Genomic DNA, 22,883 nt, shown 5'->3' with positions numbered 1-22,883 from the left:
GCGTCGACCGCCTGGCCTCAGCTGAGGCCGACGATCGCCATCTTGCGCCGCAGGTAGGCGATTTGCGTCTGCAGCGGCAGCTGCTTCGGGCAGACATCGTGGCAGCCGAGCAGCGACATGCAGCCGAAGACGCCGTCGTCGTCGCCGATCAACTCGTAGAAATCCGCGTCGCTGCGCGTGTCGCGCGGGTCGAGGTGGAAGCGGGCGATCTTGTTGAGGCCGACCGCGCCGACAAATTTCTCCCGCATCTGCGCCGTGCCGCAGCCGGCAATGCAGCAGCCGCATTCTATGCAGCGGTCGAGTTCGTAGATGCCTTCGGCGAGTTCCGGCGCCATCCTTTCTTCAAGGGCGTCGAGCCGGACCGGTGCGTCATTGTGGATCCAGGTCTGCAGGCGTTCGCTGGTGCCGCGCATCCATTTGCCGGTATTGACCGATAGATCGCCGATCAGCTCGAAGAAGGGCAGCGGTGCCAGCGTGATCTGCGTGCCGAGGTCGCGCGTCAGCGTGCGGCAGGCGAGGCCGGGCCGGCCATTGACCAGCATCGCGCAACTGCCGCAGATGCCGGCACGGCAGACGAAATCGAACTGCAGCGAGCCGTCCTGGGTGGCGCGGATCTCGTTGAGGGCGATGAACAGCGTCATGCCTTCCGCTTCCTCGATTTCGAAGTCCTGCAACTGCGGCCGGCTAGCCGGATCGGCCGGGTTGTGGCGCAGGATGCTGAAGGTCAGGCGGCGCGGTGCCTGGCTGGCCGGTGTGCGGCGAAAAAGCTTGATCATGCGGACTCGTCGAGGCGGGCGTTGTTGCCGCGCAGATGCGCCGGCAACAGGTGGCGGAAGGGCATCAGGGCGTCCTGCACGGCGTGGCGGTCGGCCTCGCCAAGGCGGGCGCGGATAGCGTCGATCTCGGCCTGGCGGATGGCGGTGGCGGGATGTTCGATGGCATCGCGCGTGCCGTAGCCGCGCCAGCCGGGCGGCAGTTCCATGCCGGCGATGGCGAGTTCCTCGTAGGCGAGGCTGGGCAGCGGCTGCGCCGCGTCCGGCCAGTAGGCGAGAGTGCGTTTGAGCCAGTCGGCGTCGTTGCGCTGCGGGTAGTCGCTGCGGAAATGCGCGCCGCGGCTTTCGCAACGCTGCTCGGCGCCGCGTGCAACGCAGAGCGCCAGCTTGAGCATTTTCTGCAGGCGCCAGGCGGTGGTCAGTTCCGGGTCGGCGCCCGGCCGCCGGCCGCCGAGGCCGATCTGCCGGCTGCGCAAAACAAGCTTCTGCAGCGCGTCGACCGCTGCGCCCAGGGCTTCGCCCTGGCGCACGATGCCGACCTGTTCGGTCATGATCGCCTGCATCTCGCGCAGCAGTTGGCCGGCTTTTTCCGTGCCTTGCCCGGCGCTGAGTGCGGTGAATTCCGCTTCGGCTTTCTCCAGGCAGTCGCGCACGAGCGCCGTCGAAACATGCATGTCGCCGGCCGGCGAGGCACAGAAATCGGCGATCGCTTCGCCGACGATCATGCCGGCGACGACGGTTTCGGCCACCGAGTTGCCGCCCAGGCGATTGAAGCCGTGCAGGTCCCAGCATGCCGCTTCGCCGCAGGCAAAGAGGCCGCTCAGGCCGTAGGCGGCGCCCTGCGCATTGGTGCGGATGCCGCCCATCGAATAATGCTGGGCCGGACGCACCGGTATCCACTGTTTGGCCGGGTCGATGCCGAGGAAGTGATGGCAGATTTCCTTCACTTCGCGCAGCTTGCTGTTGATGTGCGCTTCGCCGAGCAAGGTGATGTCGAGCCAGAGATGCTCGCCGAAACGGTTGCGGGCGCCCTTGCCGGCGCGAATGTGCGCTTCCATGCGGCGGGCGACGACGTCGCGCGAGGCGAGTTCCTTCTTCTCCGGCTCGTAGTCCGGCATGAAGCGGTGACCATCGACGTCGCGCAGCAGGCCGCCGTCGCCGCGACAGCCTTCGGTAACCAGGATGCCGGCCGGGAAGATCGCAGTCGGGTGGAACTGCACGGCTTCCATGTTGGCGAGCGGCACGACGCCGGTTTCCAGTGCGATGGCGGCGCCGATGCCTTCGTTGATCACGGCATTGGTCGTCGCCTGGTAGATGCGCCCGAAACCGCCGGTGGCGATGCAGGTGGCGCGGGCGACGTAGGCCGAGAGCTTGCCATTGGTCAGGTTGCGCACGATGGCGCCGTAGCAGCGCGTGCCGTCATGGATCAGCGCCACCGCTTCCATGCGCTCATGCACCGGAATGCCGGCGGCGATGGTCTGGTCGCTGACGGCGTAGAGCATGGCGTGGCCGGTGCCGTCGGAGACGTAGCAGGTGCGCCATTTCTTGGTGCCGCCGAAATCGCGCGCGGTGATCAGGCCGTGCGCGGCATCGGCCTCGTTGAGCGTGACTTTCTGGCTGTCGATGATGACGTCGTGCGGGCCGCGTTCGACGCGGTTCCAGGGCACGCCCCAGGCGGCCAGCTCGCGTACGGCCTTGGGCGCGGTATGTACGAACATGCGGGCGACTTCCTGGTCGGCGCCCCAGTCGCTGCCGCGTACGGTGTCGCCGAAATGTACATCTTCGTTGTCGCCGGCGCCCTTGGCGGTATTGCCCAGGCTGGCCTGCATGCCGCCTTGCGCAGCGGCCGAATGCGAGCGCTTGGGCGGCACCAGGCTGAGGATGATGACCTTCTGGCCGCGTTTTTTCGCAGCGAGGGCGGCGCGCAGGCCGGCCAGTCCGCCGCCGATGACGAGGACGTCGGTGTGGATCACATCCATGTCAGTGTCTGCCGCTGGCTTGCTGGCCGGGGACGTAGCGTTCGCCGGCCTTTTCCGCATGGGCGCGGCCGAGCTCGACGTAGGCGAGCAGGGTGACCAGACCCAACGTGATGAAGAAGGCACTCAGCGCATGCCGCGCCAGTTGCAGGCGACGACGGCTGGCGTTGGCCGAAGCAGCGGCGAACCAGCCCCATTTGATGGCCAGGCGGTAAAGGCCGATGCTGGCATGCAGCTCGGCGGCGAACAGCAGCATCAGGTAGAGCGGCCACATGCCGCCGGACCAGACGCGGTCGGCCGATTCATAGGGGCCGATCAGCGCCGGCTGGGTGAGCATGCCGTAGAGGTGGATGGTGGCCATGAAAAAGAGCGCAAAGCCGGTCCAGATCTGCAGCCACCACAGGGCGGTATCGCCGTGCTGCAGGCTGTTCTTGTGCGCGACAAAGGCACGGTACTGGCGGTAGCCGGCCGGGAACTTGCGCATCGCCAGCCAGGCATGCAGGATGAAGATGGTGGTGATCACGCAGACCACGGCCGAAACCATGATCGGATAAGGCTTGCCGAGGAAATAGACGCCTTCGAAGAAGCGGGCGATCGTGTAGAAGGCGTCGTGGCTGATCAGGATGCTCGACACGAAGAACATGTGCGCCATCAGGAACAGCCCGAGAAACAGGCCGGAAGCACTCTGCAGCACATCGAGACGGGCCGGCCAGCGGCTTTTGCGCAGAGGCGGGGCGTCGACCGCCCAGTTTTTCGGCGCTCCGTCGATGCTCAATTGCCCGCTGGCGTCCAGGTTGATCTGTTCGTGGCTGGCTTTGTTACGCTCTATCTGGCTTGCCATGATGCGCTTCCTGTTGCAAAGGCCTTCCCTGTTGAAGGTCGATGTCGAAATACGGCGGCGGGCAGTTTTTGGCCGGAGCAGCATTCAACATTCATGTTGTATTTATCGATGATTCGAGCCGACTTTAGCACAGCGTGCTGCACTTATGTTGCAATGCAGCATTTATTTGTTGTGTCGAGTTCTGTAAGTATCGCGTAAGCCTTGTTGTGGGCCGGTTTTGCGTGTTTTTTGAATGATTTTGCGCTGCCGCAAAATGGCGCCTGGCTTGGCCGAGAAGGCGTTTTTCGTGCTGGCAAAAGCTTGCCGGATGAGGCTGGGCGTGCAAATCTCCGCCTGTTGCAAAAAAACCATAAAAAATGATCAGTTCAGGGAAAAAACTAATGGCCGCGCTGGCCTGGCTGGCGTGCGCCGGCGGGGCGGTGGCCGATCCGGAAATCATGGTGCATGAGGGCGACCTCGCCGCGCGCGGCGAACTCGTGGCGACCCTGCATGCCAATCACACGCTGCAGGGTGACAAAACGACGCGCGACGGCACCTGGCCGGTGGACAAGATGAGCTATGTCATGGCCGAGTTTGCGACCGGTCTTGCGCCCGGCTGGGAGGCCGGCATCCATCTGCCGGTGATGCGCGCCGGCGTCGACAGCCCGAGTTCGCGGCGTGGCGACTGGGGTGAGTCGGCGATCATGTTCCGCCTCAAGCATATCCGGCCGCTGAGCGGCGGCTGGTATTACGGCTTCAATGCCGAATACGACATCAATTCGCCGCGCTTCGTCGCCGACAAAACGAGCATCGAATTCCGCGGCATCGCCGGTTACGACGGCGAGCATTTCCGGCTGGTTGCCAATCCGCACCTGATGTGGGGCTACGGTCAGGCCGGTGCGGACCGGCGGCCCGACTTCAATGTCGATTTCAAGGCCATGCACAAGCTGTCCGGCGACTTTGCCTGGGGACTGGAAGCCTATCTCGACTGGGGCAAACTCTCTGATCTCAAGCCGGGCGCGGGCGACCGCACGCTTTACCTGGTCGGCGAGATGCAGACGGCGGGCGGTTCCCTGCATGTCGGCATCGGTCAGGGCTTCAAGGAAACGCCGGAAAAATACGTCATCAAGGCGGTCTGGTCGGAGAGCTTCTGAGGCGCTGCGGACGGGGCAAGGGGGCCGGCATCTGTTAAGATTCGGCCCGCATTCATCAGGCCTTTTTCCTTGTCTTCCCTTCCCGAGATCTTTTCCCCCGACGGGCCGCTGGCCCGGGCCATAGGCGGCTATCGCGTGCGCGATCAGCAGGTCGAAATGGCCGAGCGCATCGCTGCCGCCATCAAGAGCTGTTCGGTCTTCATCGCCGAGGCCGGCACCGGCACGGGCAAGACTTTCGCGTATCTCGTTCCGGCCTTGAAGTCGGGCGGCAAGGTGATTGTCTCGACCGGCACCAAGACACTGCAGGACCAGTTGTTCAACAAGGACCTGCCGATGGTGCGCGACGCCTTGAAGGCGCCGGTCAAGATCGCCTTGCTGAAAGGGCGCGCCAATTACGTTTGTCCCTACCACCTGGAACGGGCGCTGGCCGACGGTCGCTTCCTGACCCGCGAGGATGCCGCTGACGCGCGCCGCATCTCGGTTTTCGCCAAGGTCACGCACACCGGCGACAAGGCCGAATGCCTGGAAGTCTCGGAAAACTCGCCGGTCTGGGGGCACGCCACCTCGACGCGCGAGAACTGCCTGGGCCAGGACTGCCCGGACTACAAGGACTGCTTCGTCATGCTCGCCCGGCGCGAGGCGATGGCGGCCGACCTGGTCGTGGTCAATCATCACCTGTTCTTCGCCGACGTCATGCTGCGCGACGAGGGTATGGCTGAACTGCTTCCCGCCTGCAACACGGTGATCTTCGACGAGGCGCACCAGTTGCCGGAAGTGGCGACGCTGTTCTTCGGCGAAACTGTCTCGACCGCTCAGGTCCTCGATCTCGCCCGCGACAGCCGCGCCGAAGGCCTGACCAGCGCGCGCGACTGCCTCGATTTGCAGAGCGCGACGCGCGAGCTGGAAAAGGTCGCCAAGGACCTGCGCCTGGCGGTCGGCCTCGACAGCGGCCGCTTCTCCTACGGTCAACTGCTCGAAAAGCCCGAATTTGCCCCGGCCCTGAAACTGCTCGAAGACGAGGTCAGCGGCTTTGCGGCCATTCTCGAAACCCAGGCCGAACGCTCCGAAGGTCTGGAAAAATGCTGGCAGCGCGCCACCGAGCTGCTGCGCCAGATCGGTCATTGGCAGAGCAATGCCGACGACGGCTACGTGCGCTGGGGCGAGGCCTATACGCATTCGCTGCAGCTCAACACGACGCCGCTCGATGTCGCCAACATCTTCCGCAAGCAGATGGGCGGCCATCCGCGTGCCTGGATCTTCACCTCGGCGACGCTTGCCGTGCGCGGTCAGTTCCATCATTACTGCGCCGAACTCGGCCTTGGCGATCCGGAGTCGGCGTGCTGGCAAAGTCCCTTCGACTACGGCAAGCAGGCCTTGCTCTATGCGCCGCTCGGCATGCCGGAGCCGAACTCCATGGGCTATACCGACGCCGTTGTCGACGCTGCCTTCCCGGCGGTCAAGGCGGCGGGCGGCGGCGCCTTCTTCCTGTGCACCAGCCTGCGCGCCATGCGCCGCACGCACGAGTTGCTCAAGGCGCGCCTTGAGGACGAAGGTCTCGACATGCCGCTGCTGATCCAGGGCGAGGGCAGCAAGAACGACCTGCTGCAACGCTTCCGCCATCTCGGCAATGCCATTCTGGTCGGCAGCCAGAGCTTCTGGGAAGGCGTCGACGTGCGCGGCGAGGCGCTCTCGCTGGTCGTCATCGACAAGATTCCCTTCGCGCCGCCCGACGATCCGGTGCTCTCGGCGCGCATCGAGCAGATGAAGCAGCAGGGCCGCAACGCCTTCATCGAATACCAGCTGCCGCGTGCCGTGATCAACGTCAAGCAGGGCGCCGGCCGGCTGATCCGCGACGAGGACGATACCGGCGTGCTGATGATCTGCGATCCACGACTTATATCAAAGCCGTACGGCCGGCAGGTGTGGCAAAGTCTGCCGCCCATGAAACGCACCAAGGAGTTGAACGATGTGCTCAACTTTTTCGCCCGCCGCAACGGCGACCATGTTTGATCGCGCCGCCCTGAACGCCGCGCTAGTGGAGGGCGCCGGCCTCGACCTGGCGGCGCTCGCCGAGTCGCATCCGTCCTTGTTCTCGCAGGCAGCGGTTGCCATCGCGCCGGCTACCCGGCAGGCGATGGCTGACATTGTGGCCGCCATCGAGTCGGTCGTCGCACTGCCGGCCTGGCAGCAACGCGTGCTGGCCGGGGCGCCGGCCCTGGCGCAGCGGTCGACGCCGGCGCGCAGCGTGTTTTTCGGCTACGACTTCCATCTGGCGGTCGACGGCCCGAAACTGATCGAAATCAACACCAATGCCGGCGGCGCCTTGCTCAATACCTGTTTGCTCCGGGCGCACGGCGAAACGGCCGCAGCCGAGCGTATCGAGCAGGAAATCGTCGCGATGTTCCGCGCCGAATGGCAGCTCGAGCGCGGCGATGCGCCGCTGACGCGCATCGCGATCGTCGACGAGAACCCCGCCGCGCAATACCTGGCGCCGGAGTTCGAACTCTTCCGGCGGCTTTTCGCGCGCAACGGCATCGCCGCGGTGATCGCCGATCCGGCCGAGTTGCTGCGTGACGGCGAGCGCCTGCTGTATCGCGGCGAGGTCGTCGACCTGGTCTATAACCGCCTCACCGACTTTGCCCTCGAGGCAGCGGTCAACGCCGATCTGCAGGCTGTTTTCGCGGCCGGCGGCGTGGTCGTCACGCCGCACCCGCGGGCGCATGCGCTGTATGCCGACAAGCGCAACCTGATGCTGCTGTCCGATCCGGTTGCGCTCAGTGAACTTGGCGTGCCGGCCGCAACGCAGGAAATCCTGCTTGCCGGCATCCCGCGCACGGTCGCGGTCACGGCCGAGCAGGGCGAGCAATTCTGGAGCGCGCGCAAAAACTGGTTCTTCAAGCCGGCCGCCGGTTTTGGCAGTCGCGCCACTTATCGCGGCGACAAGCTGACCAAGCGGGTGTTCGAGGAAATCCTGCAGGGCGGCTACATCGCCCAGGAAATCGTGCCGCCTTCGACGCAGACGCTGCTCGTTGACGCTGTCGCGCAGGACATGAAACTCGACGTGCGCTGCTACACCTACGCTGCTCGTATCCAGCTCGTTGCGGCCCGCCTTTATCAAGGGCAAACGACCAATTTCCGGACGCCGGGCGGCGGTTTCGCCCCGGTGTTTGCGGCTTGAACGGTTAGAATCCGGCCATGAAAGTATTTGGTATCGCCGGCTGGTCCGGCTCCGGCAAGACGACGCTGCTCGAGAAACTGATCCCGGCGCTGACCGCGCGTGGCCTCAAGCTGGCCGTCATCAAGCACGCCCACCACGGTTTCGACATCGACCGGCCGGGCAAGGATTCCTACCGCCATCGCGAAGCCGGCGCCGTCGAGGTGCTGCTTTCCTGCAATGACCGCTGGGCGCTGATGCACGAACGGCGCGGCGAGGCGGAGCCGACCCTGGCCGAATTGCTCGGCCACCTGTCGCCCTGCGACCTGGTGCTGATCGAGGGCTTCAAGCAGGAACCGGTGCCCAAACTCGAGGTCCATCGTCCGGCGCACGGCAAGCCGCCGCTTTTTGCCGAGCGCAGCGACATCGTCGGCGTCGCGACCGACGGCGAGGTGGCGACCGATCTGCCGGTGCTGCCCCTGAACGACATTGCGGCGATCGCCGATTTTGTAATGAACACCCTGGATTTGCAGGAACGCCCATGCTGAGTTTTGAAGAAGCCCTGGACAAGCTGTTGTCCGCCGCCACGCCGGTCGAGGAAGTGCGTGCCTTGCCGCTGACCGCCACTGCCGGCCGCGTTTTGGCCGTGGCGCAGGCGTCGACCGTCGCGGTGCCGCCGCTCGACAATTCGGCGATGGACGGCTACGCCGTGCGCGTTGCCGACATCACCGCAGCCGGCGTCTGCCTGCCGGTCAGCCAGCGCATTCCGGCCGGTACGGTCGGGCTGCCGCTGCAGCCGGGCACCGCAGCGCGCATCTTCACCGGCGCGCCAGTGCCGGTCGGCGCCGACGCCGTGGTCATGCAGGAACTCTGCGAACATGGTGAGGGCGGTGTCGTCATCAATCATCTGCCGCATGCCGGCGAGAACATTCGCCGCGCCGGCGAGGATATTTCAATTGGCGGCCAGATCCTCAGTGCCGGCATGAAGCTGCGGCCGCAGGATGTGGCGCTTGCCGCCTCGGCCGGGCTGCCGGAACTGCCGGTCTATCGTCGCCTGCGCGTCGGCGTCTTCTTCACCGGCGACGAACTGGTGCAGCCGGGCGAGCCGCTGCCGCCGGGCGCCATCTACAACTCCAACCGCTATGCCTTGCGCGCATTGCTTGAAGGCCTGGGCTGCGAGGTGCGCGATCTCGGCACCGTCGCCGACACGCTGGATGCGACGCGCGATGCGCTGCGCCGTGCGGCCGAAGACAACGACCTGATCATCACCAGCGGCGGCGTCTCGGTCGGCGAGGAAGATCACGTCAAGCCGGCAGTGGAAGCCGAAGGCCGGCTCGATATGTGGAAAATCGCCATCAAGCCGGGCAAGCCGCTGGCTTTCGGTGAAGTCCGCAAAAGCGACGGCAAGGCCTGGTTCATCGGCCTGCCGGGCAATCCGGTGTCGGCTTTCGTTACCTTCCTGATCATGGTCCGGCCTTTCATCCTGCGCCTGCAGGGCGTCGCCGAGGTGTTGCCGCACAGCTACACGCTGCGTGCCGATTTCGACTGGAAGAAGCCGGATCCGCGCACCGAGTTCCTGCGCGGCCGGCTCAACGGCGCCGGTGGCGTCGAGTTGTACAAAAACCAGGGCGCCGGCGTCGTCACCTCGTTGTCCTGGGGCGACGGACTGATCGTCAAGGCGCCGCAGCAAGTCATTGCGGCCGGCGAGAGCGTGCGTTTCATCCCCTTCGCGGAGCTGCTGGCATGAGCGTCAAGGTGCTGTACTTTGCCAGCCTGCGCGAGGCGCTCGGCGTCTCGGCCGAGACGGTCGACCTGCCGGAAAGCGTCAAAACGCTGGCCGCGCTGCGCGACTGGCTGGTTGCGCAGGGGCGCGAAAAACTGGCGACGGCGAAGAATCTTCGCTGCGCCGTCAATCAGGAAGTGGCCGGGCTGGATGCGGCGGTGCAGGATGGTGACGAGATCGCCTTCTTCCCGCCCGTAACTGGCGGTTGAAAGACGCCAACAAAATGCCCCTGGCGTCGTTGAACCCCCTCGCCGTACAGTTCGTACTGTCTTCGGCGGTTCGCCTAGCCAGGGCCGCTGCGCTGCACTTTGTTGGCGCCTTACGGTAGTAAAAGGAAAAGATAATGTCCATCCAATGGTTCCCGGGGCACATGACCTCGGCCCGCAAGAAGGCCGGCGAGACGCTGGCCATGGCCGACGTCGTGGTCGAGGTGCTCGACGCCCGCCTGCCGGAGGCTTCGAGCAATCCGATGATTCACGAGCTGCGCGCCTTCCGCCAGCGGCCCTGTCTCAAGCTGCTCAACAAGGCCGACATGGCCGACCCGGAAGTGACCAAGGCCTGGCTCGCTTATTTTGAAAAGCAGCCGGGGGTCAAGGCGGTCGCCATTTCCTGCAAGAAGGCGAGCGACGTGGCGCGCATTCCCGGTCTGGCCCAGAAGCTGGCGCCGCACCGCAACGATGCCGTCAAGCCGCTGCGCCTGATGATCATGGGCGTGCCCAACGTCGGCAAGTCGACGCTGATGAACGCGCTGGTCAAGAAAAAGGTCGCAGCGGTTGGCGACCAGCCGGCGGTGACCAAGAGCCAGCAGCGCATCGACATCAGCTCGCGCCTGACCATTTACGATACGCCGGGCATGCTGTGGCCGAAGATCGCGCATCCGATCGACGGCCAGATGCTGGCCGCCAGTCACGCGGTCGGCGTCAATGCCTACATCGACATCGAGGTCGCGACCTTCCTCGCCGGCTTCCTGCTCGAACATTATCCGGCGCTGCTCACGGCGCGTTACGGCTTTGCCACCGAGGGCATGGATGCGGTCGGCGTCATCGAAGCCGTCGCCAAACGGCGCGGTTGCCTGATGAAAGGGCGGGGCGGCGAGCTGGATCTGGAAAAGGCCTCCGGTTTGCTGTTGACCGATTACCGCAGCTGCGCGCTCGGCCGGATCAGCCTGGAAACCCCGTCCCTGCGTGCCGAGCGGGCCAAGCAGCTGCTCGAACAGCCAGCGCAGCCAGCCGACGAAGAATGATTTTTTTGCAAAAAATAAACTTCGAAACGAAGAGTGCTAGGTCGTTTCAGAAGTTTTGTATATAATTCGCGCCCTGTCGGTGGTGATCACCGGCAACCGAGTAGTTCCTCGATAGCTCAGTTGGTAGAGCGCCGGACTGTTAATCCGTAGGTCCCTGGTTCGAGCCCAGGTCGGGGAGCCAAAAATTCTGCTTCATGCCATTACCACTCGGCTAGCAGTCTTGTTGCCCATGTGGCTCAGTGGTAGAGCACTCCCTTGGTAAGGGAGAGGTCGGCAGTTCGATCCTGCCCATGGGCACCATTAATCCCGAATCCCGCAAAAATCTCCAGCATGACCCGGTAGTGTCGCGTCTTTGCCGCGCAGGCAAGGCTTTTGCACGGTCAACCGGGGATTTTTCCCGATTTTGGTCGTATCATCGATACCTGAACACAAGCCAAATAGTAACCAGCCGTGGAGAAGTAGCATGTTTCCTGAATACCGTGAACTCATTACCCAACTGAAGACGACGGATCGTCATTTCCTGAACGTTTTCGACAAGCACAACGAACTGGATCAGAAGATCAAGAACATGGAATCCGGCATCGAACCGGCCACCCATGAAGCCATCGAGGCCCTCAAGAAAGAAAAGCTCGTACTCAAGGACGAGCTCTACAACACGCTGCGCAAAGCCAGCGCCGCCTGATCTGCAGGCCGTCGGCAAAAACAGGAAGCCACCTCGCGAGGTGGCTTTTTCTTTGCCGCTCATTCTGCCGGCGCCCCTTGGCAGGCGTCCGGCGGCGCATTACATTGCTGACTGCGGCACATATTCCGGATGTGTCATCGGGGTGAGGAAAACATGCAGGCGCATCAGTGGCAGTGGGGGATCAGCCAGTGGGTCGAGTATCTCAAGGACAAGGAGATTCCTGTCCTGGCAACGACCCGTGCCGTACTCACGGCACTGCGCGAAGGACCTGACGAAGAACGCGAGCGCCTGTCGGCACGCGATATGGCCGACATTGTCTATGCCGACCCCTATCTCGCCCTGAAAATCCTGCGCAAGGCCGAAGACAGTCGTTCGCGCCAGCTTGGCCACGATACGACGACGCCGCTGGCGGCCATCCTGCAGGTCGGTTTCGATGAATTGCACGATATCGTGATCAACAGCCCGCAGCCGGTCGATGTCTTGCCCGGCTGCGGCATCTGCGAACAGCGTTCGCTGCTGGCTGCCTCGATCGCCCGTGCCTGGGCCGACCGGCGCGCCGACATCTCGTCCGACGAGGTGGCGATGGCGGCCTTGCTGGTCGAGATCGGCGAATTGCTGCTCTGGCATTTCGCGCCGGAAATGACCGACAAGGAAGTCGGCGTCCGCGAATGGAACGAGCGCTACTGGGCGCTGGCACTGCGCCCGTCGGAAATCGAATTCACCTTCCGCCAGCTGACCATGGCGCTGGCCCAGGCCTGGGGCTTGCCCGGGCTGGTCATTGCGCTGATCAAGGGGACCGATACGCCGCGCGCCAATATCGCGCGTCTGGCGGCCGATGCCGCCAAGCGCATCAGCATCGAGCCAGAAGTGCCGGCCTTGCTGGCGATCCTGCAGGAAGTGTCAGGCGTGGTGCCGGGCGCCGAGTTGGCTGAACTTGCCGCGCCGCTGCCCTTGCCGGACGAGCTGCGCGACGCGTTGCTGGCGGCGATTGCCGCGTTGCCGGCGGATTAGACGCGCAGCAGCGCAATCTTCAGCGGCGGCTGACCGTCGTGGCTGGGGAAATCCTCTTCCGGCGTGATCCACTCCAGTTCGCGCACGGTCCGGCCGGCCTTGGTGGCGCAGCGCTGCAGCTGATCGGCCCAGACTTCGCGCGAAATCTGCGCCGCGTTGTTGCAGCAGATCAGCGTGCCGCCTTCGGCCGTGCACAGCAGCGCCGGCTTCATCAGCGCGGCGTAGTCGTTGACGATGTCGACGACGCCGAACGGGCTCTTGGCATAGCGCGGCGGATCGAGGAAGACGACGTCGAAGCTGTGCTTTTCCAGCGTCGGGAAGGGCGGCATCGGTTTGCCGCGCACCTTCTTCGGCTGGCCGATGCCGGAGAGCTGGCGCATCGCCGCAAAGGCGTCGCTATGCACGAAGCGCAGGCGGATCGGCAGGTCGTTGAGGCGGGCGTTGTCCTTGCCGACTTTCAGACTGGATTCGGCGAAATCGACATTGACGACGTGCGCCGCGCCGGCCTTGGCGGCGGCGACACCGACGCCGCAGGTGTAGGCGAAGAGGTTGAGCAGCGTTTTGCTGGCGATTTCCTGCATGACGCGGCGGCGGCCGGCGCGCATGTCGAGGAAGAGCCACGGATCCTGGCCGGCATGACGGCCCTGTACCAGGTAGCGCACGCCCATTTCATGGAACTCGCGCGGCTGTTGTGCTTCGGCCAGGACTTCGAGCGGCAGCGGGTTGACGATGCGCGAGTTGGCGCCGCTGCGGTCGTTGTAGATCGCGGTCAGGCCGGGCAGGACGCCGGCGTAGAACTGTTCGATGGCAACCCGGTCATGGCCGTCGAGCGGCGTGTGGAAGCTTTGCAGCAAAAGCAGGTCGCCGTAGCGGTCGACCGTCAAACCGGGGTGATTTTCGCCGCTGCCGTTGAACAGCCGGTAGGCATTGGTGTCTTCGCCGTGCAAACGTTCGAGGAGCGGCTGGCGCGCGTCGAAGGCGGCTTGCAGCAGGGCGGTGAGTTGCGTCGTGGGCATGGGGTTTCCGGTCAGATTGCAGCGATCTGCGCGCAAATTGCCGCCGGAAAGCCGAGGCGCTGCATTTTACCGGACGGGCTCGTCTACCGGGGGATTAAGAAGCGGCCACAACCGCCAGTGGCCGCAAGCCGAGCGGGCGCGCCGCTCGGAACCGGCCCAGCCGCCGTCATTGCACGGCCCGGTGCTGGTTTCATCGTCGATCAGCACGCTGGCCGGCGTGTCGCCGGGCTGGCGCGGGCCGCCCCAGTGTTCGCAACTGGCGCAGCGTTTGCGGTCGACGGCGTGGCTCAGCAATTTTTCGCGCTGCGGCAGGCCGCAATGCTCTGCGTTGCCGGGACGACGGCGCCGCCGTTGCCCAGCCAGCCCTTGATGCCGCTCTTGACGTTATAGACGCGGGCATAGCCGGCCTGTTGCGACAGGAACTGGCTGACCGCCTTGGTCCGGTTGCCGCTACGGCAGATAACGATGAGCGGCTCGTTCGGTTTGGCGACCTGCTGCGCCTTGCTCAGCCAGGCGGCCGGGTCGGCGCGGCCGCGTTCGTCGAAGAAGGTGAGCAGCTTGCTGCCGGCGACGATGCCGGTTTCCTCCCATTCCGGCTGGGTGCGGATGTCGATGACCGGCGTGCCGGCCTTGAGCAGACGCTGCAATTCCGCATTGTCGATATCGACGACCTCGGCGTGGGCGAGCAGGGAAGAAAAGGCGAGGGTGCAGGCAAGAAGCAGGCGGCGCATGGCAGATCCGAAAATAAGGAAACGCTGATTATAGGTTTTCCCGGTGCCGCCCGCCCATTTTTGCCTTGGGTGAGCAGTCCCGTCTGGCTGTTCAGACCGCATTCCGCTCGGCCGGTTCGCGCCCTGCGTGGGATAATCCGCGCTTTTTCCGGGGACCGGCATGGCGCTCAAATCGACTATCTTCAAGGCAGAACTGCAACTGGCCGATCTTGATCGCTCGCAATTCGGCGAATACCCGCTGACTTTGGCGCGCCACCCGTCGGAAAACGACCAGCGCATGATGGTCCGCCTGCTTGCCTTTGCGCTCTACGCCTCGGAAACGCTGGCCTTCGGGCGCGGCCTCTCGAACGAGGACGAGGCGGCGCTGACCGATACCGACCTGACCGGCTGCATCGAGCGCTGGATCGACGTCGGCCTGCCCGACGAGCGCAATATCCGGCGTGCCTGCGGCCGCGCGCGGCAAGTGGTGGTGCTTGCCTACGGCGGGCGCCAGGCGGAAATCTGGTGGCAGCAGTCGGCCGACAAGCTGGCCGGGTTGAAGAACCTGACGGTGCTTGCCTTGGCGCCGGAAGAGTCGGCGGCGCTGGCGGCACTCGCCGAACGCAACATGCGCCTGCAATGCACCATCCAGGACGGCACGATCTGGATCGGCACCGACAGCAAGCAGGTCGAACTCACGCCGCTGATCTGGCAGGCGCCGGTCGAGCGCTGAGCGGGGCCGCGGCCAGCGGCTTTTTGTTGGCGCCGTTTCCCCAAAACGGCTGCGGCAGGGCAGAATCTGCGTTCGCTCCATCCTGAGGCCTGCGCGATGAACCCGTCCTTCGATTTCAGCTACCACAACCCGACCCAGATCCATTTCGGCCCCAACAGCTTTGCCAGGCTCGCTGACCTGATTCCGCGTGATGCCCGGGTGCTGCTGCTCTACGGCGGCGGCTCGATCAAGAAAAACGGCATTCATGCCGAGGTCTGCGCGGCGCTGGCCGGGCGTCAGGTTATCGAATTTGCCGGTGTCGAGCCGAATCCGACCCTGGAAACGCTGAGCCTGGCGGTCGACCTCGCGCGGCGGGAGAAAATCACGTTCATTCTCGGCGTCGGTGGCGGTTCGGTCGCCGACGGCGCCAAGTTCATCGCCTGCGCGGCGCTTTACGACGGCGATGGCTGGGACATCGTCAGCGGCAAGTTCGTGCCACAGGAAGCCCTGCCGGTCGGCATCGTGCTGACCTTGCCGGCGACCGGTTCGGAATCGAATGCTGGCGCCGTCGTCACCCGCCGGTCAACGCTGCAAAAGAAGGTGTTTTTCGTGCCGCCGGCCCGGCCGCGTTTCGCCATTCTCAATCCCGACGTGATGGCCAGCCTGCCGGACCGGCAACTGGAGAACGGCGTCGTCGATGCCTTTGTGCATGTCTGCGAACAGTATCTGACTTATCCGGTCGGCGCGCTGGTCCAGGACGGTTACGCCGAGGCCGTGCTGCGCGCGCTGAAGACGCTGGCTGACAGTTTCGATCAGCGCCACACCACTGACTGGCGACAGAACCTGATGTGGGCCGCCAACCAGGCGCTGTGCGGCGTGATCGGCGCCGGTGTGCCCACCGACTGGGCGACGCATCGTTTGGCCGTCGAACTGACCGCGCTCTACGGCATCGATCACGGCCGCACGCTGAGCATCATCCAGCCCTGGCTGCTGCGCGAACTGATCGAGGCCAAGCGCGCCAAATTGGAGCAGATGGGCCGCGAAGTCTTCCGCTTGCCGGCGCCGACGGCCGAGCAGACCATCGCCGCGCTTGAAGCCTTCTACCGCAGCCTGAACATGCCCCTGCACCTCTCGGAAGCGGGTGTCGCTGATCCGGATGCGGCAACGCGCGTCATGCAGGCCGTGCGCGAGCATGGCAATGCGGCGCTCGGCGGCCATGCCGGGCTGGATGACGAGAAAACCACGCGGATCATCGCGGCCGCCTGTGGTTAGGCGGCATGCCGCTCAGCGGCGGAAAAGGTTGGAAACGAGTTCGACGCCGGCGCTGACCAGATCGACAATCTCGGTGCCGTCGAAGTTGTCGCCGTTTTTCTGCTTTTCGCGCAATTGCCGGCTGCGTTCCCGTTCGCGCATGACGATGGCGTCACCGAGCAACTCGTAATCGGGCGGCGCGCTGCGCTTGACCTCGGCCTGCTGGTAACGCGCCAGTGCCTGCTCGACTGCCTGCGGATCGAGGATAGTGATCGGGGCGCGGCAATGGCTGCAGGCGTGGTCCTTGCGGATATCGATTGGCGCGCCGCAGCCGTTGCAGCGCACGATGCCGACCTTGCTCGCCAGTTCGTCGATTTCCGCGACGGTCAACTGGCGGACGAAGCCCTTTTCGATCATGAACTGGGCAAAGGTCGTGAAGCGGCCGTGCTTTTGCAGGCAACGATGATAGTTGAACTGGCCGCCGTGCCTGGCGACATCCAGGCCGTGCAGCAGCTTGTCGCCGCAGCGCGGGCAAACCAGCCTATCGCGCAGCGGCTGGCGCTGCTCGTCGTCATGGTCCTGAATCAGCCGGAACAGTTCGAGTATCCCGCCCGGCGTCAGCTGGGCGCTTTCATAATCGTCAAACCAGATGCCCTGGCAGGAAAAGCAGAGATCAAGTTCGACTGTGCCGTGCAACTGGCGCTCGAAGGTCTTTTGCAGCATGGGCTGCCGGCAGGATGGGCAGGAAGTCGATTTCATGGCGACAGGATGTTTGGATGACGCCTGCAACTATAGCTTGCCGGCCTGCCGTTTCGTATGAAAATGGTGGGTCGGCCTGTTGCTGGAGGGTTTTTGCAACATCATCATCCGTTAATATTCGCTTTTGCCAATTTCACCGGAAGTGCCATGCAGATCGCTGACCCGACCCAGACCACGCTGTGCAACGAAATGCAGTTGCTGTTCGCCGAATTGCCGCTCGACGCGGCGCATGTCCTGGAACTCGGCTGCGGCCGTGCCGACAAGACCCGCCAGCTTGCTGCGAGCGGCCGGCCGGCGCAGATCCTGGCGCTCGAAGTCGATACCATCCAGCACGCGCGCAACCTGGAAATTGCCGACCTGCCGACGGTGCGTTTCGCGCACGCTGGTGCCGAGGCGATTCCGGCAGCGGATGCGAGTATCGACATCGTGCTGATGTTCAAGTCCCTGCACCATGTACCGGTCGGGGTGATGGATCAGGCACTCGCCGAAATCGCCCGCGTCCTCAAGCCGGGTGGGCTGGCCTGGATTTCCGAACCGGTCTTCGCCGGCAACCTGAACGAGGTGTTCCGCCTGTTCCACGACGAGGAGCTGGTGCGCGAGGCGGCCTTTGCCGCGGTCTGCCAGGCGGTCGAATCGGGCAGCCTGAAGCTCGAAAAGCAGCTGTTCTTCAACACGCGCAGCGCTTTCGACAACTTCGCGCAGTTCGACACCCGGATGATCCAGGTCACGCACAGCGACCACCGCCTGTCGCCCGAACTCTACCGGCAGGTGCAGGCAAAGTTCGAGTCCTTCGCCGGGCCCGACGGTTACACTTTCCACAACCCGCAGCGCGTCGACCTGCTGCGCAAGCCGGCCTGAAGCCTCAGCCGCAGGCTGCGGTCGGGCGCACCGTGCCGAGATTGAGCGTGACGCCCTTTTTCATCTTGCCGATGACGTGCATCTCGCAGGCCTTGCAGTCGAACTTGAGGATCAGCTTTTCACTGCCATTGACCAGGGTCATCGGGTCCGGCTTGAGGTGCTTCACTTCCTTCGGACAGAGGTTGAAGCTGTAGCGCAGGCAGTGGCGCGTGATCATCAGCGAGACCATGCCCTTTTCCTGGTTGGCCTCGTAGGCGTCGGCGATCAGGCTGACGCCGTGCTTCTCGTAGAAGTGACGGGCCTTGGCGTTGAAGACATTGCCGAGATAGGTCAGTTCGTCCTGCGGGTAGGGCACCGGGTTGGCAGCCGGCGCGGCACGCGGCGGACGCGGATGCGTGGCGAGGCGTTCGGCTTCGAGCTTTTCGGTGGCTTCGCGGCGCAGCGCATTGAGCGCACCGACCGGCAGGAACCACGGCTGGCTCAGTTTGAGTTCGACCGGCTGCGCCGTGAACATCGTGTTACCGAATTTGGCCAGGCTGTCTTTCAGCGTATTGGTCGCGCGCTCGGCGTTCTGGGCGATTTCCTTGCCGTGGACAAGGTCGACCGCTACGGAAACGCCGTCCTCATCGGTCAACGTCAGGGAAAAGCCATTTTCCGTCTCGGCGAACATGGGCTGGACGGCGACGCGGCGTTCGGCCGAGTCCTTTTCCAGGGCGCGCTCGAATTCCTGGTCGCGGTTGCGGAACAGCGTCGTGCCTTCGGTCAGTTCCGCAGGGATTTCGACCGGGAAGAGCCTGGTGCCTTCGGCCCGGTTGATGCGCACGCCGACCACGTCGCCATGCGCGTCGTAGAAGCAGATGCCGTCGCCGTTATTGAAAGGTTTTTCGGCGTTGACCGTAAACCAGCCGTCGCCGATCTCGACGACTTCGCCGATCAGCTCGCCGACGAAAGCCGGCGAATCGAAGGCGCCGATGTCGTCCTGGCGCTCGTTGGCGAAATAATCGGTGTAGCCGCGGTTGAAGGTTTTCTCGGGCTGCGGCGCGAAGGTGAAAGTGCTGGTGCCGCTTGAAGCGCGGGTGAATTCGGGGTTTTCGGCGATGATTTCGTCGAGCAGCTGGCGGTAATGCGCCGTGATGTTCTTGACGTAGGACAGGTCCTTCAGCCGGCCTTCGATCTTGAAGGACGAGACGCCGGCGCGGGCCAGTTCCAGCATGTTCTGCGTCTGGTTGTTGTCCTTCATCGACAGCAGATGCTGGTTCTCGGTGATCGTCTTGCCCTTGTCGTCGATCAGCGTGTAGGGCAGGCGGCAGGCCTGCGAGCATTCGCCGCGATTGGCGCTGCGCCCGGTGTGGGCATGGCTGATGAAACACTGGCCGGAGTAGGCGACGCAGAGCGCGCCATGCACGAAATATTCGAGCGCGAGCGTCGTTTCGGCCGCGACTTTCTCGACTTCCTTGATCGTCATCTCGCGCGCCAGCACGACCTGCGAGAAGCCGGCATCTTCGAGGAATCTGACCTTGGCCGGATTGCGATTGTCGGTTTGCGTGCTGGCGTGCAACTGGATCGGCGGCAGCTCGACTTCGAGCAGGCCCATGTCCTGGATGATCAGCGCGTCGGCGCCGGCCTCGTAGATTTTCCAGGCCAGTTGGCGGGCTTCTTCGAGTTCGTCGTCGCGCAGGATGGTGTTCAGCGCAACGAAGACCTTGGCGCGGAAGCGGTGCGCGAATTCGCACAGGCGGGCGATGTCTTCGATGGTATTGCCGGCGCCGTAGCGCGCGCCGAAGGCCGGGCCGCCGATATAGACGGCATCGGCGCCGTGCCGGATGGCTTCAATGCCGAAATCGGCATTCTTGGCCGGGGCGAGGAGTTCGAGCGGGTGTTGGGTGCGGGTCATGGGCTGCTTAGTAAACAAAACGCGGCGCAAGTTCCTCGATATTGAACTCGCGCAGGATGGCCTCGGCGCGTTCGCGGGCATTCTTTCTTGGCGCGCCGCGCTTGCTGGCGATGATCAGCTCGTTCTTCATCGAATGCTCCCAGCCGACCAGTTCAGTGACCGTGACGTCGTAGCCGTGCGCCTCGAGCAGCAGGCAGCGCAGCACGTTGGTCAGGTGGCTGCCGAGTTCGCGCGTGTGGATCGGGTGGCGCCACAGTTCGGAAAGCGGCGTCTTGCCCAGCGATTCGTTCTTCTTGGCGCGCATCGTCGCAGCGACTTCGGCCTGGCAGCAGGGCACCAGCACGATGTGGCGGGCGTTCTTGGTCAGTGCAAAGCGGATCGCGTCATCGGTTGCGGTGTTGCAGGCGTGCAGCGCGGTGACGACGTCGATCTGGGCGGGCAGGGCGGTGGAGTGGGTCGATTCCTCGACCGTGACGTCGAGAAAGCTCATGCCCTTGAAACCGAGGCGTTCGGCCAGTGCGCGCGATTTTTCGACGAGTTCCTTGCGCGTTTCGATGCCGTAGATGTGGCCGTGCTGTTCGTCCGCCTGGCGCGCCTTGAAATACAGGTCGTAGAGGATGAAGCCGAGGTAGGACTTGCCGGCGCCGTGGTCGGCCAGGCTCGCGGCATCGGCGAGCAGCGGTTCGATGAATTGATAGAGGTGATAGACCTGCTTCAGCTTGCGCCGCGTGTCCTGGTTCAGCTTGCCGTCGCGGGTCAGGATGTGCAGTTCCTTGAGCAGTTCGATGGACTGACCGGGGCGGATTTCCGGGATTTCGGCGGGGATGTTCGGCTTTTTCATAGGGCGCGATTATCGCATTTGAGGACGCTTTGCCGCGGCGAAAAAATGTTTTGAAATTTCTATTACTTTTGTGTCAACCGAATCAATACCGGGTCGTTATTCGGCTCATGGTGATCCAACACCGCATCTAAACACGGAGATACAAATGGGTAGTTTGAGCAACGAATCTTTCGAACAGTTTCTTGATTCCCTGAAAAACGCCGGTATTACCATTTCCAACGAAGCCGAACTGCGTGAGCGGCTGGCTGAAGCACAACGTTGGCGTTTCGCCTTCCAGACCCTGGCTGCCAACGGCAAGGTCATCGGCATCAACTTCGAAGACCGTTCCGAAGGCCGCAACGAAGCCGCCATTGATCGCGCTTTCAACGAATTCCAGTTTTCCGAAAATACCAAGGCTGTGTTCTCCGCCAATCTGAAGCACTAATCCCCACAAGTTTTGGCCTTCCGCCATGGCGGGGGGCAAAAAGAAGAACGGGCGCCATACGGCGCCCGTTTTGCATTGTGGCTGGCGGTTGACCGCGTACCGCCCGCGAAAACGGCGGTACGCGCGGCCCGGCCTCAGCGCGTGATCGGCTTGTAGCGGATACGCTTCGGCTTGGCACCTTCTTCGCCGAGGCGCTTCTTCTTGTCCTCTTCGTATTCCTGGAAGTTGCCTTCGAAGAAGTTCCACTGCGAATCGCCTTCGGCGGCCAGGATGTGCGTGCAGATGCGGTCGAGGAACCAGCGATCGTGCGAGATGACCATCGCACAGCCGGGGAATTCGAGCAGCGCATCTTCCAGGGCACGCAGGGTTTCGACGTCGAGGTCGTTTGACGGTTCGTCGAGCAGCAGGACGTTGCCGCCGGTCATCAGCGTCTTGGCCAGGTGCAGACGACCGCGTTCGCCGCCGGACAGATTGCCGACCTGCTTGCCCTGGTCGGCGCCCTTGAAGTTGAAGCGGCCGATATAGGCACGCGACGGCATTTCGAATTTGCCGATCTGCAGGATGTCGCTGCCCTGGGCCAGTTCCTCGAACACCGTCTTGGAACCGTCGAGGCAGTCGCGCGACTGGTCGACGTAGGCGATTTTGACCGTCGGGCCGATGTCGACCGTACCGGAATCCGGTTGCTGCTGGCCGGTGATCATCTTGAACAGCGTCGATTTACCGGCGCCGTTCGGGCCGATGATGCCGACGATGGCGCCGGCCGGGATGGTGAAGCTGACGTTGTCCATCAGCAGCTTGTCGCCGAAGGTCTTGGTGACGCCAGCAAACTCGATGACCTTGCCGCCCAGACGCTCGCCGACCGGAATGAAGATTTCCTGGGTTTCGTTGCGCTTCTGGTATTCCTGGCTCGACATTTCCTCGAAACGGGCCAGACGCGACTTGGACTTGGCCTGGCGCGCCTTCGGATTCGAGCGCACCCATTCCAGTTCCTGCTTCATCGCCTTCATGTGGGCGTCGATCTGCTTGTTTTCGGTTTCCAGGCGGGCTTCCTTCTGCTCCAGCCAGCTGGAGTAGTTGCCCTTGTACGGAATGCCATGGCCACGGTCGAGTTCGAGAATCCACTCGGCGGCGTTGTCGAGGAAGTAGCGGTCGTGGGTAACGGCGACGACAGTGCCGGGGAAGCGAACGAGGAACTGTTCCAGCCATTCGACGGATTCGGCGTCGAGGTGGTTGGTCGGTTCGTCGAGCAGCAGCATGTCGGGCTTGGCGAGCAGCAGCTTGCACAGCGCGACGCGGCGCTTTTCACCGCCGGACAGGTTGCCGATCACGGCTTCCCAGGGCGGCAGACGCAGCGCGTCGGCGGCCAGTTCCATCTGCGCTTCGGTGTCGGCACCGGCGGTCGAGATGATGGCTTCGAGGCGGGCCTGTTCTTCGGCCAGCTTGTCGAAATCGGCGTCCGGGTCGGCGTAGGCTGCATAGACCTCGTCGAGCTTGGCCTGTGCCTGCATGACTTCGCCAAGCGCCGATTCGATTTCTTCCTTGACCGTCTTGCTCGCGTCGAGCTGCGGTTCCTGCGGCAGGTAGCCGATCGAGACGCCGGCCAGATGCTGCACTTCGCCGTCGTATTCCTTGTCCACGCCGGCCATGATCTTGAGCACGGTGGACTTGCCGGAGCCGTTCAGACCGAGCAGGCCGATCTTGGCGCCGGGGAAGAAGGAGAGGGAAATATCCTTGATGATCTGCCGCTTGGGCGGGACGATCTTGCTGACGCGCAGCATCGACATTACGTATTGAGCCATGGACCTTGCCTGTCGCTGGAAAT

The 22,883-nt window shown here is 63.8% G+C and carries 23 protein-coding genes and 2 tRNA genes; 15 read left to right on the top strand and 10 right to left on the bottom strand.

Annotated features, from left to right (window positions below):
* Positions 1-17: 17 nt before the first annotated feature.
* Genes KI612_RS11795 through KI612_RS11785 form a run of 3 tightly spaced genes read right to left on the bottom strand, consistent with a single transcriptional unit; the run spans position 18 to position 3,590 of the window.
* Positions 18-776: a fumarate reductase iron-sulfur subunit gene (locus tag KI612_RS11795; protein ID WP_226440278.1), complete on the bottom strand. Its 759-nt coding sequence runs from the start codon at positions 774-776 to the stop codon at positions 18-20.
* Entirely contained in the window at positions 773-2,752 is a 1,980-nt protein-coding gene (locus tag KI612_RS11790) for a fumarate reductase flavoprotein subunit (protein WP_226440277.1), read from the bottom strand. Before KI612_RS11790 ends, KI612_RS11795 begins: the two co-directional genes overlap by 4 nt.
* A 1-nt stretch (position 2,753) precedes the next feature.
* Positions 2,754-3,590 carry a fumarate reductase cytochrome b subunit gene (locus KI612_RS11785; protein WP_226440276.1) on the bottom strand — a complete coding sequence of 279 codons (837 nt, stop codon included), beginning with the start codon at positions 3,588-3,590 and terminating at the stop codon, positions 2,754-2,756.
* A gap of 380 nt (positions 3,591-3,970) precedes the next feature.
* On the opposite strand from KI612_RS11785, the gene KI612_RS11780 reads away from it, so the two are divergent.
* From KI612_RS11780 to KI612_RS11730, 11 genes are all read left to right on the top strand, one after another.
* The gene (locus KI612_RS11780) at positions 3,971-4,723 is read left to right on the top strand and encodes a hypothetical protein (protein ID WP_226440275.1); all 753 of its coding nucleotides are present in this window, start codon (positions 3,971-3,973) and stop codon (positions 4,721-4,723) included.
* A 69-nt stretch (positions 4,724-4,792) separates the two neighbouring features.
* Positions 4,793-6,733 carry an ATP-dependent DNA helicase gene (locus tag KI612_RS11775; RefSeq protein ID WP_226440274.1) on the top strand — a complete coding sequence of 647 codons (1,941 nt, stop codon included), beginning with the start codon at positions 4,793-4,795 and terminating at the stop codon, positions 6,731-6,733.
* Positions 6,726-7,901, top strand: a complete 1,176-nt coding sequence (locus tag KI612_RS11770; RefSeq protein WP_226440273.1) for a hypothetical protein — start codon at positions 6,726-6,728, stop codon at positions 7,899-7,901. Before KI612_RS11775 ends, KI612_RS11770 begins: the two co-directional genes overlap by 8 nt.
* Before the next feature lie 17 nt (positions 7,902-7,918).
* Positions 7,919-8,425 (top strand): molybdopterin-guanine dinucleotide biosynthesis protein B, encoded by a 507-nt coding sequence (mobB, locus tag KI612_RS11765; RefSeq protein WP_226440272.1) that lies wholly within the window; start codon positions 7,919-7,921, stop codon positions 8,423-8,425.
* Positions 8,419-9,624: a molybdopterin molybdotransferase MoeA gene (locus tag KI612_RS11760; RefSeq protein ID WP_226440271.1), complete on the top strand. Its 1,206-nt coding sequence runs from the start codon at positions 8,419-8,421 to the stop codon at positions 9,622-9,624. Before mobB ends, KI612_RS11760 begins: the two co-directional genes overlap by 7 nt.
* A complete protein-coding gene (gene moaD / locus KI612_RS11755; protein ID WP_226440270.1) occupies positions 9,621-9,869 on the top strand; it encodes a molybdopterin converting factor subunit 1 in 249 nt (82 codons plus the stop codon). Before KI612_RS11760 ends, moaD begins: the two co-directional genes overlap by 4 nt.
* A gap of 134 nt (positions 9,870-10,003) precedes the next feature.
* Positions 10,004-10,903: a ribosome biogenesis GTPase YlqF gene (gene ylqF / locus KI612_RS11750; protein ID WP_226440269.1), complete on the top strand. Its 900-nt coding sequence runs from the start codon at positions 10,004-10,006 to the stop codon at positions 10,901-10,903.
* Positions 10,904-11,008: 105 nt separating this feature from the next.
* Positions 11,009-11,084: transfer RNA gene (locus KI612_RS11745), tRNA-Asn, on the top strand.
* A 44-nt stretch (positions 11,085-11,128) separates the two neighbouring features.
* Positions 11,129-11,203: transfer RNA gene (locus KI612_RS11740), tRNA-Thr, on the top strand.
* Positions 11,204-11,366: 163 nt separating this feature from the next.
* Positions 11,367-11,585, top strand: coding sequence for a YdcH family protein (locus KI612_RS11735; protein WP_226440268.1), 219 nt, complete (start codon positions 11,367-11,369; stop codon positions 11,583-11,585).
* A 153-nt stretch (positions 11,586-11,738) separates the two neighbouring features.
* Positions 11,739-12,596, top strand: coding sequence for an HDOD domain-containing protein (locus tag KI612_RS11730; protein ID WP_226440267.1), 858 nt, complete (start codon positions 11,739-11,741; stop codon positions 12,594-12,596).
* Here KI612_RS11730 and KI612_RS11725 read toward each other — a convergent pair.
* The 3 genes from KI612_RS11725 to KI612_RS11715 all read right to left on the bottom strand — a co-directional run bounded on the left by KI612_RS11725 (position 12,593) and on the right by KI612_RS11715 (position 14,343).
* Positions 12,593-13,612, bottom strand: a complete 1,020-nt coding sequence (locus KI612_RS11725; protein ID WP_226440266.1) for a class I SAM-dependent rRNA methyltransferase — start codon at positions 13,610-13,612, stop codon at positions 12,593-12,595. The two genes, KI612_RS11730 and KI612_RS11725, sit on opposite strands and share 4 nt — an antisense overlap.
* A 66-nt stretch (positions 13,613-13,678) precedes the next feature.
* Positions 13,679-13,906 (bottom strand): hypothetical protein, encoded by a 228-nt coding sequence (locus KI612_RS11720; RefSeq protein ID WP_226440265.1) that lies wholly within the window; start codon positions 13,904-13,906, stop codon positions 13,679-13,681.
* The gene (locus KI612_RS11715; RefSeq protein ID WP_226440264.1) at positions 13,900-14,343 is read right to left on the bottom strand and encodes a rhodanese-like domain-containing protein; all 444 of its coding nucleotides are present in this window, start codon (positions 14,341-14,343) and stop codon (positions 13,900-13,902) included. The genes KI612_RS11720 and KI612_RS11715 overlap by 7 nt, the downstream gene beginning before the upstream one ends.
* Before the next feature lie 160 nt (positions 14,344-14,503).
* On the opposite strand from KI612_RS11715, the gene KI612_RS11710 reads away from it, so the two are divergent.
* Both KI612_RS11710 and KI612_RS11705 read left to right on the top strand, forming a co-directional pair.
* Positions 14,504-15,055: a YaeQ family protein gene (locus tag KI612_RS11710; protein WP_226440263.1), complete on the top strand. Its 552-nt coding sequence runs from the start codon at positions 14,504-14,506 to the stop codon at positions 15,053-15,055.
* Between the two features lie 96 nt (positions 15,056-15,151).
* The gene (locus tag KI612_RS11705) at positions 15,152-16,306 is read left to right on the top strand and encodes an iron-containing alcohol dehydrogenase (RefSeq protein ID WP_226440262.1); all 1,155 of its coding nucleotides are present in this window, start codon (positions 15,152-15,154) and stop codon (positions 16,304-16,306) included.
* A gap of 12 nt (positions 16,307-16,318) precedes the next feature.
* Here the strand turns inward: KI612_RS11705 and KI612_RS11700 are convergent, their stop codons facing one another.
* Entirely contained in the window at positions 16,319-17,044 is a 726-nt protein-coding gene (locus tag KI612_RS11700) for a TFIIB-type zinc ribbon-containing protein (RefSeq protein ID WP_226440261.1), read from the bottom strand.
* Between the two features lie 147 nt (positions 17,045-17,191).
* Between KI612_RS11700 and KI612_RS11695 the strand changes: the two genes are divergently transcribed.
* The gene (locus KI612_RS11695; RefSeq protein ID WP_226440260.1) at positions 17,192-17,902 is read left to right on the top strand and encodes a class I SAM-dependent methyltransferase; all 711 of its coding nucleotides are present in this window, start codon (positions 17,192-17,194) and stop codon (positions 17,900-17,902) included.
* 4 nt (positions 17,903-17,906) lie between these two features.
* On the opposite strand, the gene KI612_RS11690 is transcribed toward KI612_RS11695, so the two are convergent.
* Together KI612_RS11690 and KI612_RS11685 are read right to left on the bottom strand one after the other, a co-directional pair.
* Positions 17,907-19,796 carry a peptidase U32 family protein gene (locus KI612_RS11690; protein WP_226440259.1) on the bottom strand — a complete coding sequence of 630 codons (1,890 nt, stop codon included), beginning with the start codon at positions 19,794-19,796 and terminating at the stop codon, positions 17,907-17,909.
* Between the two features lie 7 nt (positions 19,797-19,803).
* Positions 19,804-20,637: a class I SAM-dependent methyltransferase gene (locus tag KI612_RS11685; protein ID WP_226440258.1), complete on the bottom strand. Its 834-nt coding sequence runs from the start codon at positions 20,635-20,637 to the stop codon at positions 19,804-19,806.
* 145 nt (positions 20,638-20,782) lie between these two features.
* Between KI612_RS11685 and KI612_RS11680 the strand changes: the two genes are divergently transcribed.
* Positions 20,783-21,061, top strand: a complete 279-nt coding sequence (locus tag KI612_RS11680; protein WP_226440257.1) for a hypothetical protein — start codon at positions 20,783-20,785, stop codon at positions 21,059-21,061.
* Between the two features lie 134 nt (positions 21,062-21,195).
* Here the strand turns inward: KI612_RS11680 and ettA are convergent, their stop codons facing one another.
* Positions 21,196-22,860 carry an energy-dependent translational throttle protein EttA gene (ettA, locus tag KI612_RS11675; RefSeq protein ID WP_226440256.1) on the bottom strand — a complete coding sequence of 555 codons (1,665 nt, stop codon included), beginning with the start codon at positions 22,858-22,860 and terminating at the stop codon, positions 21,196-21,198.
* Positions 22,861-22,883: the final 23 nt, after the last annotated feature.

Origin of the sequence: Quatrionicoccus australiensis (genome assembly GCF_020510525.1) — a bacterium.
Taxonomy (GTDB): Bacteria; Pseudomonadota; Gammaproteobacteria; order Burkholderiales; family Rhodocyclaceae; genus Azonexus; species Azonexus australiensis_B.
This window is presented reverse-complemented; position numbering and strand designations above follow the sequence as displayed.

What these genes read in the sequence shown, in the direction of transcription:
- KI612_RS11715 (WP_226440264.1), bottom strand. Translation starts at nt 14,343, where the DNA reads ATGCGCCGCCTGCTTCTTGCCTGCACCCTCGCCTTTTCTTCCCTGCTC.
- KI612_RS11780 (WP_226440275.1), top strand. Translation starts at nt 3,971, where the DNA reads ATGGCCGCGCTGGCCTGGCTGGCGTGCGCCGGCGGGGCGGTGGCCGAT.
- KI612_RS11700 (WP_226440261.1), bottom strand. Translation starts at nt 17,044, where the DNA reads ATGAAATCGACTTCCTGCCCATCCTGCCGGCAGCCCATGCTGCAAAAG.
- KI612_RS11760 (WP_226440271.1), top strand. Translation starts at nt 8,419, where the DNA reads ATGCTGAGTTTTGAAGAAGCCCTGGACAAGCTGTTGTCCGCCGCCACG.
- KI612_RS11785 (WP_226440276.1), bottom strand. Translation starts at nt 3,590, where the DNA reads ATGGCAAGCCAGATAGAGCGTAACAAAGCCAGCCACGAACAGATCAAC.
- KI612_RS11695 (WP_226440260.1), top strand. Translation starts at nt 17,192, where the DNA reads ATGCAGATCGCTGACCCGACCCAGACCACGCTGTGCAACGAAATGCAG.
- KI612_RS11690 (WP_226440259.1), bottom strand. Translation starts at nt 19,796, where the DNA reads ATGACCCGCACCCAACACCCGCTCGAACTCCTCGCCCCGGCCAAGAAT.
- KI612_RS11795 (WP_226440278.1), bottom strand. Translation starts at nt 776, where the DNA reads ATGATCAAGCTTTTTCGCCGCACACCGGCCAGCCAGGCACCGCGCCGC.
- KI612_RS11730 (WP_226440267.1), top strand. Translation starts at nt 11,739, where the DNA reads ATGCAGGCGCATCAGTGGCAGTGGGGGATCAGCCAGTGGGTCGAGTAT.
- ettA (WP_226440256.1), bottom strand. Translation starts at nt 22,860, where the DNA reads ATGGCTCAATACGTAATGTCGATGCTGCGCGTCAGCAAGATCGTCCCG.
- KI612_RS11770 (WP_226440273.1), top strand. Translation starts at nt 6,726, where the DNA reads ATGTTTGATCGCGCCGCCCTGAACGCCGCGCTAGTGGAGGGCGCCGGC.
- KI612_RS11790 (WP_226440277.1), bottom strand. Translation starts at nt 2,752, where the DNA reads ATGGATGTGATCCACACCGACGTCCTCGTCATCGGCGGCGGACTGGCC.
- mobB (WP_226440272.1), top strand. Translation starts at nt 7,919, where the DNA reads ATGAAAGTATTTGGTATCGCCGGCTGGTCCGGCTCCGGCAAGACGACG.
- KI612_RS11685 (WP_226440258.1), bottom strand. Translation starts at nt 20,637, where the DNA reads ATGAAAAAGCCGAACATCCCCGCCGAAATCCCGGAAATCCGCCCCGGT.
- KI612_RS11725 (WP_226440266.1), bottom strand. Translation starts at nt 13,612, where the DNA reads ATGCCCACGACGCAACTCACCGCCCTGCTGCAAGCCGCCTTCGACGCG.
- KI612_RS11705 (WP_226440262.1), top strand. Translation starts at nt 15,152, where the DNA reads ATGAACCCGTCCTTCGATTTCAGCTACCACAACCCGACCCAGATCCAT.
- KI612_RS11680 (WP_226440257.1), top strand. Translation starts at nt 20,783, where the DNA reads ATGGGTAGTTTGAGCAACGAATCTTTCGAACAGTTTCTTGATTCCCTG.
- KI612_RS11710 (WP_226440263.1), top strand. Translation starts at nt 14,504, where the DNA reads ATGGCGCTCAAATCGACTATCTTCAAGGCAGAACTGCAACTGGCCGAT.
- ylqF (WP_226440269.1), top strand. Translation starts at nt 10,004, where the DNA reads ATGTCCATCCAATGGTTCCCGGGGCACATGACCTCGGCCCGCAAGAAG.
- moaD (WP_226440270.1), top strand. Translation starts at nt 9,621, where the DNA reads ATGAGCGTCAAGGTGCTGTACTTTGCCAGCCTGCGCGAGGCGCTCGGC.
- KI612_RS11735 (WP_226440268.1), top strand. Translation starts at nt 11,367, where the DNA reads ATGTTTCCTGAATACCGTGAACTCATTACCCAACTGAAGACGACGGAT.